This window comes from Micromonospora sp. NPDC006766 (assembly GCF_040636055.1).
Classification (GTDB): Bacteria; Actinomycetota; Actinomycetes; order Mycobacteriales; family Micromonosporaceae; genus Micromonospora.
This window is the reverse complement of sequence record NZ_JBEYIX010000001.1, coordinates 276689-293749: the sequence shown is the minus strand read 5'-3', so window position 1 is coordinate 293749 and position 17061 is coordinate 276689. Positions and strand designations below refer to the sequence as shown.

The 17061-nt window shown below is 71.5% G+C and carries 17 protein-coding genes and 1 pseudogene; 15 read left to right on the top strand and 3 right to left on the bottom strand.

Annotation, left to right across the window (positions count from 1 at the left end):
- Positions 1 to 131 precede the first annotated feature (131 nt).
- The 3 genes from ABZ671_RS02020 (at position 132) to ABZ671_RS02010 (ending at position 2434) form a co-directional block, all read left to right on the top strand.
- Entirely contained in the window at positions 132 to 437 is a 306-nt protein-coding gene (locus ABZ671_RS02020) for a type II toxin-antitoxin system VapB family antitoxin (RefSeq protein ID WP_109965561.1), read from the top strand.
- Between the two features lie 33 nt (positions 438 to 470).
- On the top strand, positions 471 to 1631 hold the full coding sequence (locus ABZ671_RS02015) for an acyl-CoA dehydrogenase family protein (RefSeq protein ID WP_357849666.1): 1161 nt from the start codon (positions 471 to 473) through the stop codon (positions 1629 to 1631).
- A 101-nt stretch (positions 1632 to 1732) separates the two neighbouring features.
- Positions 1733 to 2434, top strand: a complete 702-nt coding sequence (locus ABZ671_RS02010; RefSeq protein ID WP_357849663.1) for a DUF4230 domain-containing protein — start codon at positions 1733 to 1735, stop codon at positions 2432 to 2434.
- Positions 2435 to 2538: 104 nt separating this feature from the next.
- On the opposite strand, the gene ABZ671_RS02005 is transcribed toward ABZ671_RS02010, so the two are convergent.
- Positions 2539 to 2733 (bottom strand): PspC domain-containing protein, encoded by a 195-nt coding sequence (locus ABZ671_RS02005; protein WP_357849659.1) that lies wholly within the window; start codon positions 2731 to 2733, stop codon positions 2539 to 2541.
- A 331-nt stretch (positions 2734 to 3064) separates the two neighbouring features.
- Between ABZ671_RS02005 and ABZ671_RS02000 the strand changes: the two genes are divergently transcribed.
- The 9 genes from ABZ671_RS02000 (at position 3065) to ABZ671_RS01960 (ending at position 15302) form a co-directional block, all read left to right on the top strand.
- Positions 3065 to 4435 carry an L-serine ammonia-lyase gene (locus ABZ671_RS02000; protein WP_357849656.1) on the top strand — a complete coding sequence of 457 codons (1371 nt, stop codon included), beginning with the start codon at positions 3065 to 3067 and terminating at the stop codon, positions 4433 to 4435.
- Between the two features lie 64 nt (positions 4436 to 4499).
- On the top strand, positions 4500 to 5327 hold the full coding sequence (locus tag ABZ671_RS01995) for an ABC transporter permease (RefSeq protein WP_357849653.1): 828 nt from the start codon (positions 4500 to 4502) through the stop codon (positions 5325 to 5327).
- Entirely contained in the window at positions 5328 to 6068 is a 741-nt protein-coding gene (locus ABZ671_RS01990) for an ABC transporter ATP-binding protein (protein ID WP_357849650.1), read from the top strand.
- A complete protein-coding gene (locus ABZ671_RS01985; RefSeq protein ID WP_357849648.1) occupies positions 6065 to 8086 on the top strand; it encodes a DUF5941 domain-containing protein in 2022 nt (673 codons plus the stop codon). The genes ABZ671_RS01990 and ABZ671_RS01985 overlap by 4 nt, the downstream gene beginning before the upstream one ends.
- A 16-nt stretch (positions 8087 to 8102) precedes the next feature.
- The gene (locus tag ABZ671_RS01980) at positions 8103 to 10292 is read left to right on the top strand and encodes a bifunctional glycosyltransferase family 2 protein/CDP-glycerol:glycerophosphate glycerophosphotransferase (protein WP_357849646.1); all 2190 of its coding nucleotides are present in this window, start codon (positions 8103 to 8105) and stop codon (positions 10290 to 10292) included.
- A gap of 84 nt (positions 10293 to 10376) precedes the next feature.
- Positions 10377 to 11687 (top strand): ABC transporter ATP-binding protein, encoded by a 1311-nt coding sequence (locus ABZ671_RS01975; protein WP_357849643.1) that lies wholly within the window; start codon positions 10377 to 10379, stop codon positions 11685 to 11687.
- Positions 11688 to 11796: 109 nt separating this feature from the next.
- Positions 11797 to 12135 carry a DUF4442 domain-containing protein gene (locus ABZ671_RS01970; RefSeq protein WP_357849640.1) on the top strand — a complete coding sequence of 113 codons (339 nt, stop codon included), beginning with the start codon at positions 11797 to 11799 and terminating at the stop codon, positions 12133 to 12135.
- 48 nt (positions 12136 to 12183) lie between these two features.
- A complete protein-coding gene (locus ABZ671_RS01965) occupies positions 12184 to 12933 on the top strand; it encodes a beta-phosphoglucomutase family hydrolase (protein WP_357849637.1) in 750 nt (249 codons plus the stop codon).
- Positions 12930 to 15302: a glycosyl hydrolase family 65 protein gene (locus ABZ671_RS01960; RefSeq protein WP_357849634.1), complete on the top strand. Its 2373-nt coding sequence runs from the start codon at positions 12930 to 12932 to the stop codon at positions 15300 to 15302. The genes ABZ671_RS01965 and ABZ671_RS01960 overlap by 4 nt, the downstream gene beginning before the upstream one ends.
- Before the next feature lie 89 nt (positions 15303 to 15391).
- Here ABZ671_RS01960 and ABZ671_RS01955 read toward each other — a convergent pair whose 3' ends face one another.
- The gene (locus tag ABZ671_RS01955) at positions 15392 to 15571 is read right to left on the bottom strand and encodes a hypothetical protein (RefSeq protein WP_357849633.1); all 180 of its coding nucleotides are present in this window, start codon (positions 15569 to 15571) and stop codon (positions 15392 to 15394) included.
- Between the two features lie 118 nt (positions 15572 to 15689).
- Between ABZ671_RS01955 and ABZ671_RS01950 the strand changes: the two genes are divergently transcribed.
- Together ABZ671_RS01950 and ABZ671_RS01945 are read left to right on the top strand one after the other, a co-directional pair.
- Entirely contained in the window at positions 15690 to 16349 is a 660-nt protein-coding gene (locus ABZ671_RS01950; protein WP_357849630.1) for a dienelactone hydrolase family protein, read from the top strand.
- Between the two features lie 75 nt (positions 16350 to 16424).
- On the top strand, positions 16425 to 16607 hold the full coding sequence (locus ABZ671_RS01945; RefSeq protein WP_357849627.1) for an antitoxin: 183 nt from the start codon (positions 16425 to 16427) through the stop codon (positions 16605 to 16607).
- Between the two features lie 94 nt (positions 16608 to 16701).
- On the opposite strand, the pseudogene ABZ671_RS01940 reads toward ABZ671_RS01945, so the two are convergent.
- Positions 16702 to 16803: pseudogene (locus ABZ671_RS01940) on the bottom strand (SMP-30/gluconolactonase/LRE family protein); the annotation flags it as partial.
- On the opposite strand from ABZ671_RS01940, the gene ABZ671_RS01935 reads away from it, so the two are divergent.
- Positions 16781 to 17038, top strand: a complete 258-nt coding sequence (locus tag ABZ671_RS01935) for an Lrp/AsnC ligand binding domain-containing protein (RefSeq protein WP_357849624.1) — start codon at positions 16781 to 16783, stop codon at positions 17036 to 17038. The pseudogene ABZ671_RS01940 and the gene ABZ671_RS01935 overlap by 23 nt on opposite strands.
- The last annotated feature ends 23 nt before the right edge of the window (positions 17039 to 17061 follow it).

Below are 17061 nucleotides of genomic sequence, written 5' to 3'. Positions count from 1 at the left end.
ATGTGGGAGTAAAACGCAATGTGGCGGGTGTGGATAGGCTGGCACGGACATCATCAGCCGTTCCGCGTGGCGCCCCGCCGTGACCTGGCCGGGCGTCGAGGAGGACGGGGCCAGGGGGAGGGGAGCGCGCCGTGATCTTCAGAGCGGTCCGGGACGGGCGTCCCTACCCGGAGCACAACCTCACACTCAAGCAGTGGGCCGAGATCCCGCCGCGCCCGCTGCGGCTGGACCAGCTCATCACCACCAAGCGGGAGTTGGCGCTGGACAAGCTCCTCGCCGAGGACTCGACCTTCTACGGCGACCTGTTCCCGCACGTGGTGCAGTGGAACGGCGGCCTCTATCTGGAGGACGGCCTGCACCGGGCGCTGCGTGCGGCGCTCCAGCAGCGCAATCAGATCCACGCCCGGGTGCTGGTGCTCAGCGGCCCGGCCGAGTGACGTCCGGCCTGAGGGATCATTAAGGTTGGCCGCATGAGTCCTCTCGACCTGCTGGACATCGACGCGTCGCTGAGCGAGGAGGAGCGGCAGATCCGCGCCGTCGTGCGCCAGCTCGTCGACGACCGGGTACGCCCGCACGTCGCCGGCTGGTACGAGGACGGCCAGGTGCCGGCCCGCGAGCTGGCCCGCGAGTTCGGCAAGCTCGGCCTGCTCGGCATGCACCTGACCGGATACGGCTGCGCCGGCGCGTCGGCGGTCGCGTACGGGTTGGCCTGCCTGGAGTTGGAGGCCGGCGACTCGGGCATCCGCTCGCTGGTGTCGGTGCAGGGTTCGCTGGCCATGTACGCCATCTGGCGCTACGGCAGCGAGGAGCAGAAGCAGCGCTGGCTGCCCGCGATGGCGGCCGGCGAGGCGATCGGCTGCTTCGGGCTGACCGAGCCGGACCACGGCTCCGACCCGGCCTCGATGGCCACCCGGGCCCGCCGCGACGGCGACGACTGGGTGCTCAACGGCAGCAAGATGTGGATCACCAACGCGCCGATCGCCGACGCCGGGGTGATCTGGGCCCGCACCGACGAAGGGGTGCGAGGTTTTCTCGTGCCCATGGACACCCCTGGGGTGGGCGCGCGGGAAATCCGCCGGAAGATGTCCCTCCGTGCCTCCCTCACCGGGGAGATCACCCTCGACGACGTCCGGCTGCCGGCGGCGGCCCGGCTGCCCGAGGCGGTCGGGCTGAAGGCACCGCTGAGCTGCCTCACCGAGGCCCGGCACGGCATCGTCTGGGGTGCGCTCGGCGCCGCCCGGGACTGCCTCGAGACCGCCCTGTCCTACGCGACCACCCGGACCCAGTTCGGCCGGCCGCTCGCGGGCTTCCAGCTCACCCAGGCCAAGCTCGCCGACATGGCCGTCGAGTGGAACAAGGGGCTGCTGCTGGCGCTGCAGCTGGGCCGGCTCGCCGAGGCCGGCAGGCTGCGGCCCGAGCAGGTCAGCGTGGGCAAGCTGAACAACGTACGCGAGGCGTTGGCGATCGCCCGGCAGTGCCGGACGATCCTCGGCGCCAACGGCGTCTCCGGCGAATATCCGATCATGCGGCACGCCAACAACTTGGAGAGCGTGCTGACCTACGAGGGCACTTCGGAGATTCACCAGTTGGTCATCGGGCAGCGCCTCACCGGGCTCTCCGCCTTCGCCTGACCTGCGGTTTCTCTCAGTCTCAGCGGCTCGCCGAGCGGTTGTCGTACGCGGGCCTTACCGTCGTTCTCAGGCGCACGTGTCTGACGAGGACGGTGAGGGCGATGATCGACGAGGGTCACATCAACGAGCCCGCCGGAGAGCCGGTTGCCCCAGCGCCGACGAGCGGCCCGGTCCGTGGGCTGCTCTGGGTGCTCGGCGCGGCCGCGCTGGTTGTGGTGGTGCTGCTCGGTGTGCAGGCGAGCGGGATCCTGCCGAGCTTTCACAACCCGTTCGCCGAGCAACAGACCGACCGAAGCCAGCCGCCGCTGCTCAAGTCGGTCCGCGACCTCAGCCGCTACGTCGCGGCCGAGGGCGACTTCCAGGTGGTGGTCGACCTGCAGAACGATCGGCGGTACGTGCCGGACTTCCTGCTCAACGAGCGGACGCTCTTCGTCGGAGCCGGCCGGGTCGAGGCGTACGTCGACTTCTCGAAGATCGCCGACGGGGCGGTGGTGGAGTCGGCCGACAAGAAGTCGGTGGAGATCAAGCTGCCCGCCCCGCAGCTCGGCGAGACCAGCCTCGACCTGGAGAAGAGCTACGTCTTCGCCCAGGAGCGCGGCCTGTTCAACCGGCTCAACGACCTGGTGGCCGGCGACCCGAACCGGCAGCAGCAGGTCTACCGGCTGGCTGAGGACCGGATCACCGCCGCCGCCCGGGACAGCGGGCTCACCGCCCGGGCCGAGGAGAACACCCGAAAAATGCTGGCGGGTCTACTCCGCTCCCTAGGCTACGAGAAGGTGACCGTCACCTACACCGCCCCCTGACGGGCGAGACGGCAGGTTCGGGGAAGTTGCTGCCTCAGCCGTCGTGGAGGCAGCGCTTTCCCCGAAGTTGCTGCCGGCGGACGCCGGCGCGGGTCAGGTGGGGGTCAGTAGACGCGATCCTCGTTGGGGATCAGGATCCAGAGGATCAGATAGAAGATCACCTGGGTGCCGGGCAGCAGCAGGGACAGCAGGAACAGCAGCCGGATCAGGTTGGCCGACATGCCGAACCGCTGCCCCAGGCCGGCGCAGACACCGGCGACCATGCGCCCCTGGCGGGGCCGGACCAGCTTGCGATTCATCGTCGTACTCCCACTCTGCGGCGATCCGCCGCGCTGACTCCACGATAGGAACGGCTGCGTGCCGCGCCCTCAACCCAAAGGCGGAAAGTCACCCTCGCCTCCCCCGTAGGTGCATACCCCCGCCGGGCTCCACCCCGGCAAGATCGTGCTCGATCCGGGATCGAGTGCCATCCCGGTGCGGGGCGCGGGGGTGCGGACGGGGGCTGACCTGGGCGGGTAGGCTCGCCGATCGGGCGCCCGCACCCCGGGTGCCGCCCGCCGCCCCGGACCGGGAGCGGCACATCCCGGGCCGGACCCGCACAACGGGACCGACGGCGAGGAAAGTGCAGCCATGATCAGTGTTTTCGACCTTTTCAGCGTCGGCATCGGGCCGTCCAGCTCACACACGGTGGGGCCGATGCGGGCTGCTCGCACCTACGTGGCCGGGCTCAAGGCGGACGGGCTGCTCGCCGACATCGCCCGGGTGCAGGCCGAGCTGTTCGGCTCGCTCGGCGCGACGGGTCACGGGCACGGCAGCGACCGCGCGGTGCTGCTCGGGCTGGAGGGCGAGGCGCCGGAGACGGTCGACACGGACACCGTCGGGCCGCGGGTGGCGCGGATCCGGGCCGAGCGACGGCTCAGCCTGCTCGGCACGCAGGAGATCGACTTCGACCCGGACCGGGACCTGGTGCTGCACCGGCGCCGCTCGCTGCCGTACCACCCGAACGGGATGCTGTTCTCGGCCTTCGACGAGGGCGGGAATCAGCTCAGGGCCCGCACGTACTACTCCGTGGGCGGAGGGTTCGTGGTCGACGAGGCGGCGGCCGGGGCGGACCGGATCAAGCCGGACAGCACCCGGGTTCGGTATCCGTTCCTGACCGGCGCGGAGCTGCTGGCGGTCACCGCCGGCAACGGCCTCTCGATCAGCGAGGTGATGCTCGCCAACGAGCGGTCCTGGCGCAGCGAGGCGGACGTCCGGGCCGGGTTGTTGGAGATCTGGCGGGTGATGCGGGAATGCGTGGAGCGCGGCTGCGAGCGCGACGGCGTACTCCCCGGCGGGTTGAAGGTGCGCCGCCGGGCGGCCGAGCTGCGCCGCAGCCTGGAGGCGGAGACCGACTCCACCGACCCGTTGCGCGCCATGGACTGGGTCACCCTGTTCGCCCTCGCGGTCAACGAGGAGAACGCGGCCGGCGGCCGGGTGGTCACCGCCCCGACCAACGGGGCCGCCGGGATCATTCCGGCCGTGCTGCACTACTACACCCGGTTCGTGCCCGGCGCGTCGGACGAGGGCGTGGTCCGTTTCCTGCTCGCGGCCGGCGCGATCGGGGTGCTGTTCAAGGAGAACGCCTCGATCTCCGGGGCCGAGGTCGGCTGCCAGGGCGAGGTCGGTTCGGCCTGCTCGATGGCCGCCGCCGGGCTCGCCGAGGCGCTGGGCGGCACTCCGGCCCAGGTGGAGAACGCGGCCGAGATCGGCATGGAGCACAACCTCGGCCTCACCTGCGACCCGGTGGGTGGCCTGGTGCAGATTCCGTGCATCGAGCGCAACGCGGTGGCCAGCATTAAGGCGATCACGGCCGCCCGGCTGGCGCTGCGCGGCGACGGGGTGCACGCGGTGTCGCTGGACAAGGTCATCAAGACCATGCGGGAGACCGGCGCCGACATGAAGGTGAAGTACAAGGAGACGGCGCGGGGCGGCCTCGCGGTGAACGTCATCGAGTGCTGACCCCGATGGGGTGACCTGGGGCGCACCGGCGTCGAGGGCGGGTGGCCCGGGCGAGGATGGGACGGTGACGACAGGAGTCGCCGCGCTCTGGTCGGCCCGCAACTCGCTGCGCATCCTGGTCAAGCGGGACCTCGCGGTGAAGTACCAGCAGTCGGTGCTGGGATACCTCTGGTCGCTCATCGAGCCGCTCGGCATGGGCCTGATCTACTGGTTCGTGTTCGGGGTGCTCTATTCCGGGGCCACCCGCCGGCACCTGGGCGAGGCGGCCGGGTCGTACCCGCTGTTCCTGATCACCGGGATCTTCGCCTGGATGTGGGCCAGCTCCGCCCTCAACGAGGCGACGAACGCGCTGACCGGGCAGGCCCGGCTGATCACCACGATGAACGTGCCCCGGCAGGTCTTTCCGATCGGCCGGGTCACCGGCCGCTTCGCCGAGTACGCCGCCGGCCTGCCCGTGCTGGCCGGCGTGGCGGCGATCTACGCGGCGCACGGCAAGATCCACCTCGGCTGGACGTTGCTCGCCCTGCCGCTGGCCGTGGCGGTGCAGTTCATCCTGCTGATCGGGGCCGCGCTGCTGCTGTCGGCGTTCAACGTGCTGATGCGGGACATCGAGCGCTTCATGCGGCTGATCATCCGGTTGCTCTTCTATGCCACCCCGATCATCTATCCGCTCAGTCTGGTACGGGACTCCGGCATGCCGGCCTGGGTCAAGCTCGGCTACGAGTTCAATCCCCTGGTCGGCATCTTCCAGCTGCAACATTCGATCTGGTACCCGGACGAGTTCCCCGACGCCCGGCTGCTCACCATCACCCTGCTGGGCAGTCTGCTGGTGCTGGCGGCCGGCTGGTGGTCGTTCCGCCGGCTCGAACCGGCCGTGCTCAAGGAACTCTGAATGGCGATCGTCGAGGCGGATCGGCTCGGCATCCGGTTCGTCCGCAACCGGCGCCGCCAGCTCCGGCTGCGGGAGCTGCTGATCCACCGGGGCGGGCGGAACAACCCCGCCGGGCAGTTCTGGCCGCTGCGGGACGTGTCCTTCCGGATCGAGCCGGGGGAGACGGTCGGGGTGATCGGCCGCAACGGCACCGGCAAGAGCACCCTGCTGCGGCTGATCGCCGGGGTGTTGATCCCCGACGAGGGCCGGATCCGGGTACGCGGGGCAGTGGCCCCGCTGCTGGAACTCTCCGCCGGCTTCTCCAACGACCTGACCGGCCGGGAGAACCTCTACCTGGTGGGCGGGCTGCACGGGCTGTCGACGGCGTACCTGCGGCGGCACTTCGACGAGATCGTCTCCTTCGCCGGTGAACAGGTCGAACGCTCCATCGACACCTCGGTCCGGCACTACTCCTCGGGGATGAAGGTGCGGCTCGGCTTCGCGGTCATCGCTCACCTGCCGCACCCCCTGCTCCTGGTGGACGAGGTGACCGCCGTCGGGGACGCGGAGTTCCGTGCGAAGTGCTATGCGACCATCGAGCGACTTCTCGCGGAAGGGCGCACACTCGTGCTGGTTTCACACAACGAAAAGGACCTCGCCCGGTTCTGCCGTCGGGGGCTCTACCTCGACGCCGGGCGGCTGACCGTGGACGGCACGATCGACGAGGCGCTGCAGGCGTACGCCAGCGCCGCGCCGCGGTGACGCTCGCGATCGTGCTCGCCGCCGATGCGGCCGCGGGCCTGACCACCGGTGCCGGGAAAAGCCTGGTCGACCGGCTCGTCGGGCAGTGGCAGCGGGCCGGGGCGAGCGACGTGCGGGTGGCCGTCGACCTGCCCGACCTGGCCGCCCTGGTGGCCGGCGCCACCGGCCCGGTGCTGGTCAGCGGGGCCGATCTGGTGGCGCACACCGCCGTACTCCGGCACCTGGCAACCAGCCCGGTGGGGCCGACGGTGGCCCTGGTGCTCACCGACCCGCCGGCGCCCGGGCAGGTGCCGGTCCGCGAGGAGCGCGGCCAGGTGGTGGCCGTCGGCGCTGCCGAGGGTGCGACCGGGGTGTTCGGCGGCGTGCTGCGGGTCGGCTCGGCCGACCTGCCGGCCCTCGCCGTCGCGGCCGAGGCGGCGGCCAGGGCCGCCACGCCGGCCATCGCGCCGGGCGGGCAGGCCGCCGTGCCGGGCGAGCCGATGCCCACTGGGCAGGCCCGGGCAGCGGGCGCGGTGGATCAGCTCTTCGCCGAGCTCGCGGCGGGCGGCACGCGGTGCTTCGCCCACCGGGTACGCCTGCTCGTGGCGCATCGGGTCAACACGCCCGCCGAGGCGGACCGGGCCGAGGCGGCGGTGGCCGCGGTCGACGAGGACCGGGCCGAGCTGCGGCTGTCGGTGAAGGAGCGGGACGACTTCTTCACCACGTTCTTCGTCAGCACCTGGTCCCCGTACGTGACGAAGGCCGCCGCCCGGCTGCGGCTCAGCCCGACCGCGGTGACCATGATCTCGGTGGCCTTCGCGGTGGCCGCCGCGCTGCTCTTCGGCGTCGGCGGGCGGCCCGCGCTGGTCGCCGGGGCGATCCTGCTCTACCTGGGCTTCGTGCTCGACTGCGTGGACGGGCAGCTGGCCCGCTACACCCGGCAATTCAGTGCCTGGGGCGGCTGGCTGGACACCATGGCCGACCGGGCCAAGGAATACGTCGTCTACGCCGGCCTCGGCTACGGCGCCACGCACGCCGGCTTCCGTTACGGCTGGGCCCTGGCCATCGCCGCGATGACCCTGCAGACCGTGCGGCACATGACCGACACCTGGTACGGCGCGCTGCACGACGAGGCGGCCCGCCGGCCCGGCCGGGCGACCGAGCAGGCCGGGGGCATCGGCGGGAAGCTGAACGCCGCCTCGACCAAGGTGCAGGCGGACACCGGCTCGGTGTCGTACTGGCTGAAGCGGACGGTGGTCTTCCCGATCGGCGAGCGGTGGGCGCTGATCGCGCTGACCGCCGCGCTCTTCGGTCCGTTGGTCGCGCTCTGCGCGGTGCTGGCCTGGGGCACGTTGGCGTTCGCGTACACCGGGGCGCTGCGGACGCTTCGGGCGCGCTGGATGCGGGTGCCGGTGATGGCCACGGTCGACGTCACGCTGCACCGCGACGACGGGCCGTGGGCCCGGGCGGTGCCGGCGGTCCGCCGGCCCGGCCCGCTGGCGCTCGCGGTGTTCGGCGCGGTCAGCGCGGCGACGCTGCTGATCTGGGCGCTGGCCACCGTGCACGCCGGCCAGCGGCTGCCGGGCTGGGCGGTGCCGCTGGGTGCGTTGGTGCTGCTGGTCGGCGCGCTCGGCGCGCGGGCACCGCACACCGGGCCGCTGGACTGGCTGGTGCCGGCCGCGCTGCGGGCCGGAGAGTACCTCTTCGCCATCGCCGTCGGGGTGGCGGGCCGCGCGCCGGCCTGGCTGATCTTCGGGTACGTCTTCGTGCTCACCCTGCACCACTACGACCTGACCGCCCGGCTGGAGAAGCGGCAGGCGGCCCCGCCGCTGCACGTGGCGACGGCTGGCTGGGATGTGCGCTCGATCGTGCTGGCCGCAGCATCGAAAACCGGAATCACGAGTATTGGGCTGATTACAATCGGCGCGTACCTTCTCGTGGTTTTTGTCGCGAGCGTGGTCCTCGCCTGGGTGGTCCTGCCGGCCCGCGCCCGACGGGCGCCGGTCCCGGTGGATGGGGGTGGCCGCTCGCCGGGCTGACGGAGGGCCGGCCGGGATGACCCTGATCAGCTTCGTCGTACCGGCCTTCCGGGTGCAGGGCTACCTGCGGGAATGTCTCGACTCGATCCTCGGCCAGCCGTACGGCGACCTGGAGGTGATCGGGGTCGACGACGCCTCCCCGGACGGCAGCGGCGAGATCCTGACCGAGTACGCGGACCGCGACCCCCGGGTCCGCCCGGTCCGGCTCGCCGAGAACGTCGGGCTCGGTCCGGCCCGCAACGTCGGGCTGGACCGGGCCGTCGGCGAGTACGTCTGGTTCGTCGACGGCGACGACTGGCTGGTCCCCGGCTGCCTGCCGCACGTGGCGGACCGGCTCCGGGCCACCCGGCCGGACGCGCTGATCGTCGACCATATCCGGGCGTACTGGGACAACGTGGGCGTTCGCAGCGCCATGTCCGAGGTGTTCCCGGCGCCACCCGGCGCGGTGACGTTCCAGCTGCGGGACCGGCCGGAGACCGTCCGGCTGCTGCACACCGCCTGGAACCGGGTGGTCCGGCGAGAGTTCCTGGCCGAGCGGGAGCTGCGTTTCGCGCCCGGCTGGTACGAGGACGTCTCGTTCAGCTACCCGGTGCTGCTGGCCGCCGAGCGGATCGGCGTACTGGACCGGATCTGCCTGAACTACCGGCAACGCCGGACCGGGGCGATCACCCGTACCCAGGGGGACCGGCACTTCGAGGTGTTCGCCCAGTGGCACCGGGTCTTCGAGCTGATGGACCGGTGGGGACCGGAGGTGGCCGCGCTCCGCCCCGCGATCTTCGAGCGGATGATCTGGCACTACCTGACCGTGCTCGGCAACGGCGCACGGATCGCCCCCGAACTGCGGCCCGCGTTCTTCGCCCGGGTGCACGAGGACTACGTTCGCCTCCTACCGCCCGAGGATTACCCGGTGCCACCCGGGCTGGACGGCGTGAAGCACCGGCTGGTGGCCGCCGGGCGCTGGCGGACGTTCAGCGCGCTCCGCGCGGCCCACCGAGCCGAGGAGCACGCCCGGCGCTCGGTCCGCCGGGTCCGGCGGCGGGTGCTGCCGGTGGCCCGACGGGCCGCCCGGGGGGCGCGGGACGGCGTGCTGGGCGAGTACTACCGGGCCGAGCTGCGCCGGCCGCTCGATGAGAACCTCGCCGTCTACGCCGCGTACTGGTACCGGGGGTACGCCTGCAACCCGGCCGCGATCTACGCCGCCGCCCGGCGGCTGGCGCCTCAGGTACGCGGTGTGTGGATCGTCCGGCGTGACCGGGTCGCCAGCCTGCCGCCCGGCGTCGAGTACGTGATCGCCGGCACCCGGGACTACTACCGGGTGCTGGCCCGGGCCCGCTGGCTGATCAACAACGTCAACTTCCCGGACCACGTCCGCAAGCGCGCGGGGTCGGTGCACATCCAGACCCACCACGGCACCCCGGTCAAGGTGATGGGGCTGGACCAGCAGCGGTACCCGCTCGGCGCGGTGGGGATGGATTTCGCCGCGCTGCTGCGCCGGATGGACCGGTGGGACTACAGCGTCACCTCGAACAGCTTCTCGACGCAGATGTGGGAGCGGGCGTACCCGGCCGGGTTCACCAGTCTGGAGGTCGGCTACCCGCGCAACGACCGGCTGGCGCTGGCCACCCCGGCGCAATGTCGCCAGGCTCGGGCGGAGTTGGGCATCGACCCCGATGCGACGGTCGTGTTGTACGCGCCGACGCATCGGGAGCACCTGCCCGGCTGGCGGCCGCCGTTCGACCCGGACCGGATGCGCGAGGTGCTCGGCCCGTCCGGGCGGGTGCTGGTGCGCAGCCACTACTTCCACGACCGGGACCGGCGGCCCCGCGGCGCGACCAGCGACGGGGTGCTGGACGTGAGCGCCCACGAGTCGGTGGAGAAGCTCTACCTCGCCGCGGACGTGCTGGTCACCGACTATTCCTCGACCATGTTCGACTATGCCGTCCTGGACCGGCCGATCGTCGTCTACGCCCCGGACTGGGACGCGTACCGGGTCACCCGCGGCGTCTACTTCGACCTGCTGGCGGAGCCGCCGGGCGCGGTGGCCCTCGACTTCTCCGCCCTGCTCGACGTGTTCCGGTCCGGCGCATTCGGGGCCGAGCCGGCCGAGCAGGCCCGGCAGCGATTCCGGGCCCGGTTCTGCGCGCTCGACGACGGTCACGCCGCCGAGCGGGTGGTACGCCGGATCTTCATCGACGAGCCGGTCTGAAACATGGCACGTTTACCCGATGTGCTAATTCGATGACACTCGTCACAGTCATCTCCGGGTTTCGGCCAATCAGGGGAGGTGACGGTGGCCACCGTCGCGCTCAAGGATGTCACCAAGGTGTTCCAGGACGGAACAATCGCGGTCGACACCATCAATCTGGACGTCAATGACGGCGAATTCATGGTGTTGCTCGGCCCCTCGGGCTGCGGCAAGTCCACCGTGTTGCGGATGGTCGCCGGGCTGGAGGACCCGACCACGGGTGCGGTCATGCTCGACGGCGAGGTCGCCAACGACCTGCCACCCCGGGACCGGCGGATCGCCATGGTCTTCCAGGACTTCGCCCTCTATCCGCACATGTCCGTCGGCGACAACATCGGCTTTCCGCTGCGGCTGGCCGGGATCGAGCCGGACGCGCGCGGGGAGCGGATCCAGGATGTGGCGGGCGCGCTCGGCATCGGCGACGTGCTCGGCCGCAAGCCCAGTCAGCTCTCCGGCGGGCAGCGGCAGCGGGTCGCGATGGGCCGGGCGATCGTACGCCGACCGGGGCTGTTCCTGATGGACGAGCCCCTCTCCAACCTGGACAGCGGCCTCCGCGCCGAGCTGCGGGCCGAGATCTCCGGGTTGACCCGCGAGCTGGGCGTCACCACCATCTACGTCACGCATGACCAGGCCGAGGCGCTGACCATGGCGGACCGGGTCGCCATCATGCGCAAGGGCGTCCTGCAGGACGTCGGCACCCCCACCCAGGTGTACGGCCGGCCGGCCACCCTCTACGTCGCCGCGTTCCTCGGCAGCCCCCGGATGAACCTGCTGGAGGCGTCGGTCTTTGTTCACCTCGACCGGTACGTCGCGCTCAACCTCGGCGAGCAGACGCTCTACCTGCCCTGGAGCGACATTCGTGCCCGGGCCGTCTCGCACTATCACGGCGAGCGGATCGTGGTCGGGATGCGGGCCGAGGCGCTTACCCCGGTCGCCCCGGAGAGCCCCGGTCACCTGCTCCACGGGCGGATCCGCTACCTGGAGCACCACGGCCACGAGTCGCTGGCCTTCCTGGACATCGGCGCCACCGCGATCGTGGTCGACGAGATGAGCAGCCCGGTGGAGAACGCTATGCCCGGCCAGCGCGGGCTGCGCCGGTTCGGTCAGGTCATGCAGCGGCTCACCGGGCGGGCCGGGGACGCCCCGGCCGCCGCGGCGGTCCCCAGCGGTGGCGGAAACCGGACCAGCGTGCTTCCCGACCCCGGCCGGCACCACCGCCGCCCGGCGGAGCTGGCCGTCCGGCTCGCCCCGTACCCGGCGGTCACGGCGGGGCACCCGCTGGCCGTCCAGGTACGCATGGAGGCCCTGCACTTCTTCGACGAGCGCGGCGACCGCATCGACGTCGGCTGGCGCTGAGATATAAGGAGGGGCCCCCTACTGACGTCTCCGGTAGAGGAGGGGCCCCTTATTAACACGCTACGGCCGCGCCCTTGCCCGGGTAGTTACCGACGAGTAGCGTGCGGGTGTGTCCGTCGACTCTCGCCAGGTGGCGGTCGGTCTGCTGGCGGCCGTGCCGTTCGCCCGTACGCTCGATATCGAATTCGTCGAGGTCGCGCCCGAGGCCGAGGGCGGGGTGCGGGCCGTCGTCCGGCTCCCCGACAACCCGGAGCACCGCAACCACGTCGGTGGGCCGCACGCCGGGGCCATGTTCACCCTCGGGGAGACCGCCTCCGGGGCGGTGGTGCTCGCCGAGCTGGACGCCGGGCAGCGCCCGGAGTTCCCGGTCGAGGTGGAGATCGGCACGGAGGACGGCACCACCACCTCGGTCATGACGGTGACCTGGACGCTCCGGCCGAACCGTTGACGCGCAGAATCGGGTTTCCCCGGACGATCCGGTGGATAGATTCATACGGTGCTGGGTCTACCTGATCACGTGACCGCCTGTCTCTTCGATCTGGACGGTGTGCTGACGCAGACCGCCAAGGTGCACAACGCCGCCTGGACCGAGACGTTCAACGCGTTCCTGAAAGATCGTGCGGCGGCCACCGGCGAGCCGTTCCGCCCGTTCGACCCCGGCCCGGACTACAACCGGTACGTGGACGGAAAACCGCGCGCCGACGGGGTGCGCTCCTTCCTGGCCTCCCGTGGGATCAGCCTGCCCGAGGGCACGCCGGACGATCCGCCGGAGGCGGACACGATCAACGGAGTGGGCAACCGCAAGAACGTGGTCCTGCTCAAGCGGCTACGCGAGGACGGGGTCGAGGTGTACGAGGGCTCGGTGCGCTACCTGGAGGCGACGGCCCGCGCCGGGCTCCGCCGAGCGGTCGTCTCGGCCAGCGCCAACTGCCAGGCCGTGGTCGAGGCGGCCGGGCTGGACCGGCTGCTGGAGGCCCGGGTGGACGGGCTGTTCGCCCGCGAGCGGGGGCTGCGGGGCAAGCCGCAGCCGGACACCTTCCTCGCCGGCGCGCAACTGCTCGGGGTGGCGCCGGAGCAGGCCGCTGTCTTCGAGGACGCGCTCTCCGGCGTTGCCGCCGGGAAGGCCGGCGGCTTCGGGTACGTGGTGGGCGTCGACCGGGTCGGCCAGGCCGACGACCTGCGCGCGAACGGTGCCGACGTGGTCGTGACCGACCTGGCCGAGCTGATGACGGAGCCGGTCCGATGATCCGGGAACGGGCGTACCCCGTCGAACCCTGGCATATCCGCGAGACCCGGCTCGACATGGACGTGCTGGCCCAGTCCGAGTCGGTCTTCGCCCTGTCCAACGGCCACGTCGGGCTGCGCGGCAACCTGGACGAGGGGGAGCCGCACGGACTGCCCGGCACCTACCTCAACTCCTTCTACGAGCTGCGGCCCCTGCCGTACGCGGAGGCCGGCTTCGGCTTCCCCGAGTCCGGCCAGACCATCGTCAACGTCACCAACGGCAAGCTGATCCGGCTGCTCGTCGACGACGAACCGCTCGACGTCCGGTACGGCGAGCTCCTGTTCCACGAGCGGATTCTCGACCTGCGGGCCGGCACCCTGCACCGGGAGCTGCACTGGCGTTCGCCGGCCGGGCGGGAGGTCAAGGTCCGCAGCACCCGGCTGGTGTCATTCACCCAGCGTACGGTCGCCGTGATCAACTACGAGGTCGAGCCGGTCGGCGGGCCGATGCGGTTGATCCTCCAGTCCGAGTTGGTGGCCAACGAGACCCTGCCGCCGCAGAGCCGCGACCCACGGGTCGCGGCCGTTCTGGAGTCGCCCCTGCAGGCTGAGGAGGAACTGACCACCACCGACGGCGGCCTGCTGATCCACCGGACCAAGGTGAGCGGGCTGCGGGTCGCCGCCGCGATGGCGCACGAGATACACGGCCCGGAGCGCACCACGATCTCCTCCGAGGGGTACGAGGACTGGGTCCGGACCACGATCGGCGGCGTGCTCAAGCCGGGCCAGACGCTGCGGGTGATCAAGTACCTGACGTACGGCTGGTCCAGCCGGCGGTCGCTGCCGGCGCTGCGCGACCAGGTCGGCGCGGCCCTCGCCGCCGCCCGCCTGGACGGCTGGGACGGCCTGCGCCGGGCACAGCGGGAATACCTGGACGACTTCTGGGACGCCTCCGACGTCCGGGTGGAGGGCGATCCGGAGGTGCAGCAGGCTGTCCGCTTCGGGCTGTTCCACGTGCTCCAGGCCGGCGCCCGGGCCGAACGCCGGCCGATCTCCGCGAAGGGGCTCACCGGCCCGGGGTACGACGGGCACGCGTTCTGGGACACCGAGATGTTCGTGCTGCCCGTGCTCACCTACACCCAGCCCGGCGCGGTACGCGACGCGCTCTACTGGCGTCACTCGACCCTGCCGCAGGCACACGAACGGGCCCGGACGTTGAACCTGCGGGGTGCCGCCTTTCCCTGGCGGACCATTGAGGGCCCGGAGTCGTCGGCGTACTGGCCGGCGGGCACCGCCGCGTTCCACATCGCCGCCGACATCGCCGACGCGCTGCGGCGCTATCTGCTCGCCACCGAGGACGAGACGCTGGAGCGGGAGATCGGCCTGGAGCTGCTGGTGGAGACCGCCCGGCTCTGGCACTCCCTGGGCCACCACGACCGGAACGGGCAGTTCCACATCGACGGGGTGACCGGCCCCGACGAGTACACCGCGGTCAAGAACGACAACATATACACCAACCTGATGGCACAGCGGAACCTGCTGACCGCCGCCGAGTGCGCGATGCGCCTGCGGGACCAGGCGTACGAACTCGGGGTGACCGAGGAGGAGGCGGCCGCCTGGCGGGACGCCGCGCGTGCCATGCATATCCCGTACGACGACGAAATCGGCGTGCACCAGCAGGTGGAGGGGTTCACCCGGTTGCAGGAGTGGGACTTCGAGCACACCCCGCCCGAGAAGTACCCGCTGCTGTTGCACTACCCGTACTTCGACCTCTATCGGAAGCAGGTCGTCAAGCAGGCCGACCTGGTGCTGGCGATGCACTGGCGGGGAGACGCGTTCGCCGGCCCGCAGAAGATGCGGAACTTCCTCTACTACGAGCGGCGGACCGTCCGGGACTCCTCGCTCTCCGCGTGCACCCAGGCGGTGATGGCGGCCGAGGTCGGACACCCCGAGCTGGCGCACCGCTATCTGCGCGAGGCCGCGCTGATGGACCTGCACGACCTGAACGAGAACACCCGCGACGGCGTACACATGGCCTCGCTGGCGGGAGCCTGGATCGCCCTGGTCGCCGGCTTCGGCGGCCTGCGCGACCACGAGGGCATCCTCTCCTTCTCGCCGCGCCTGTCCAGCCGGCTGAGCCGCCTGGAGTTTTCGCTCCAGTGGCGTTCCCTGCACCTGCGGGTCGACGTCCGGCCGCACCAGACCACGTACTCGTTGCGGCACGGCGGGCCGGACACCGTGCTGGAGCTGCGCCATCATGGCGAGCCGATCCGGATCACCTGCGATCAGCCGGTCACCATGCCGGTGCCGCCGGCCGAACCGTGCGGGCCGCAGCCGGAGCAGCCGCCGGGCCGGGCACCCCTCATGCACCTGCCGGACAACACCAAATAAGCCGGCTGCCCCACACCGGGCTCAGTCGGCCCCGGCCCTGCTGGGCAGGCCCGGCCCCGGTGGACAGGGCCGGGCCGCAGGTGCGTACGTCAGAACTGGCGGCCGTTGGACGGCCGGCCCTCGGCGTCCCGGGGCGCCATCGCCCGCGGGTCGTCGGCGGTCCGTGCCTGCGCCGCTTCGTCGGCCCAGTTCCGGGAGCGCTCGGCGTCCTGTTCGCGGCGTTTTTGCTGGGCGTCCTGCTGGCGGGATCTGTTCTGCTGCTGGGCCATGACGATCCTCGCGATCCGTCGGGGCGCGGCTGCGCCGGTCCGTGGGTCACCCCGCGCCTTCCCGATCGTCCCGGTGGCAAACGGCGGTTGGGGGAGGTGGGGTGGGGTAAGCGGGGGCATGGATACGCGCGAGGTGACGATTCCGGTGGCCGAGGGTGGGCTGGCCGCCGACGTGTTCATGCCGTCCGGTCCGACCGGCGTGGTGCTCTTCGCGCACGGCAGCGGCAGCTCGCGGCACAGCCCGCGCAACGTGGCCGTCGCGAGCCAGCTCAACGCCCGGTCGCTGGCGACCGTGCTGGTCGACCTGCTCACTCCCGACGAGGACGTGCTCGACGCTCAGACCGCCGAGCTGCGCTTCGACATCGGGCTGCTCGCCGAGCGGCTGGCCGGCATCGTCGACTGGATGGGCGACGAGCCGACGCTGGGCCGACTGCCGATCGGCCTCTTCGGCGCCAGCACCGGTGCCGCAGCGGCCCTGGTGGCGGCGGCCACCAGGCCGGACCGGGTGGCCGCGGTGGTTTCCCGGGGCGGGCGGCCGGACCTGGCCGGCAATGCCCTGTCGAAGGTGCGCGCGCCGACGTTGCTGCTGGTCGGCGGCCTCGACGAGGAGGTGATCGTGCTCAACGAGCAGGCGCGGGCCGAGCTGGGCGAGGTTGCCGAGCTGCGGATCGTCCCCGGCGCCACCCACCTTTTCGAGGAGCCCGGCACGCTCGACCAGGTGGCCGACCAGGCCGGCACCTGGTTCGTCACCCACCTCTGCATTCCCCACCCGGCCTGACCCTCGTGTCGATCATGGAGTCGTTTGTGCTCGGCCTGACGGGGAAGGCGAAGGCGTGAGGAAGGGAGATCGGGCATGAGTGACTACATGAAGAAGGCCGAGCAGTTCGCCGAACAGCATCCCAAGCAGGCCGACCAGGGTGTCCAGAAGGCCGGCCAGGAGGTCGACCAACGCACCGGCGACCGCTACGACAAGCAGGTCCAGAAGGGCGAGCAGGTGGCGCAGCAGCGGATCGACCAGGGCAACCGCAACCGCTGACCGCGCCGCCACCCCGGGTCGTCCCGTGCGGACGGCCCGGGGTGGCGTGTTCGGGTCTCCGGTCGCTGGCCCGGCGGATCACCCCGGGGATTGATCACCAACCCGGGTAGCGGACCCCGTTGACGTTCACCCGCAGGCTGTACAGCGAGCTGGAGGCGCAGATGTAGAGGTGGTTGCGCTTCGGGCCGCCGAAGGTGAAGTACCTGAAACCGGCGCAGGCTGGGACTCGCGCCCTGCCCGAGGTGGAGGAGGCGCACGTGATCGCCGGCCCCGCATCGCTGCTGGTCAAGATCCGGGTCGGTACGCCCGAGCAGTTGCAGGCCAGCCTGCGCCGGCTGTTCGAGGTCGAGGGCGTCACGGGCACGCAGACCGTGGTGGTGCTGGAGAGCTTCTTCGAGCGCCCGCTCGATCCGCACCCGCCGGCCGCCTGATCCGCCGGCCGCCTGATTCACTG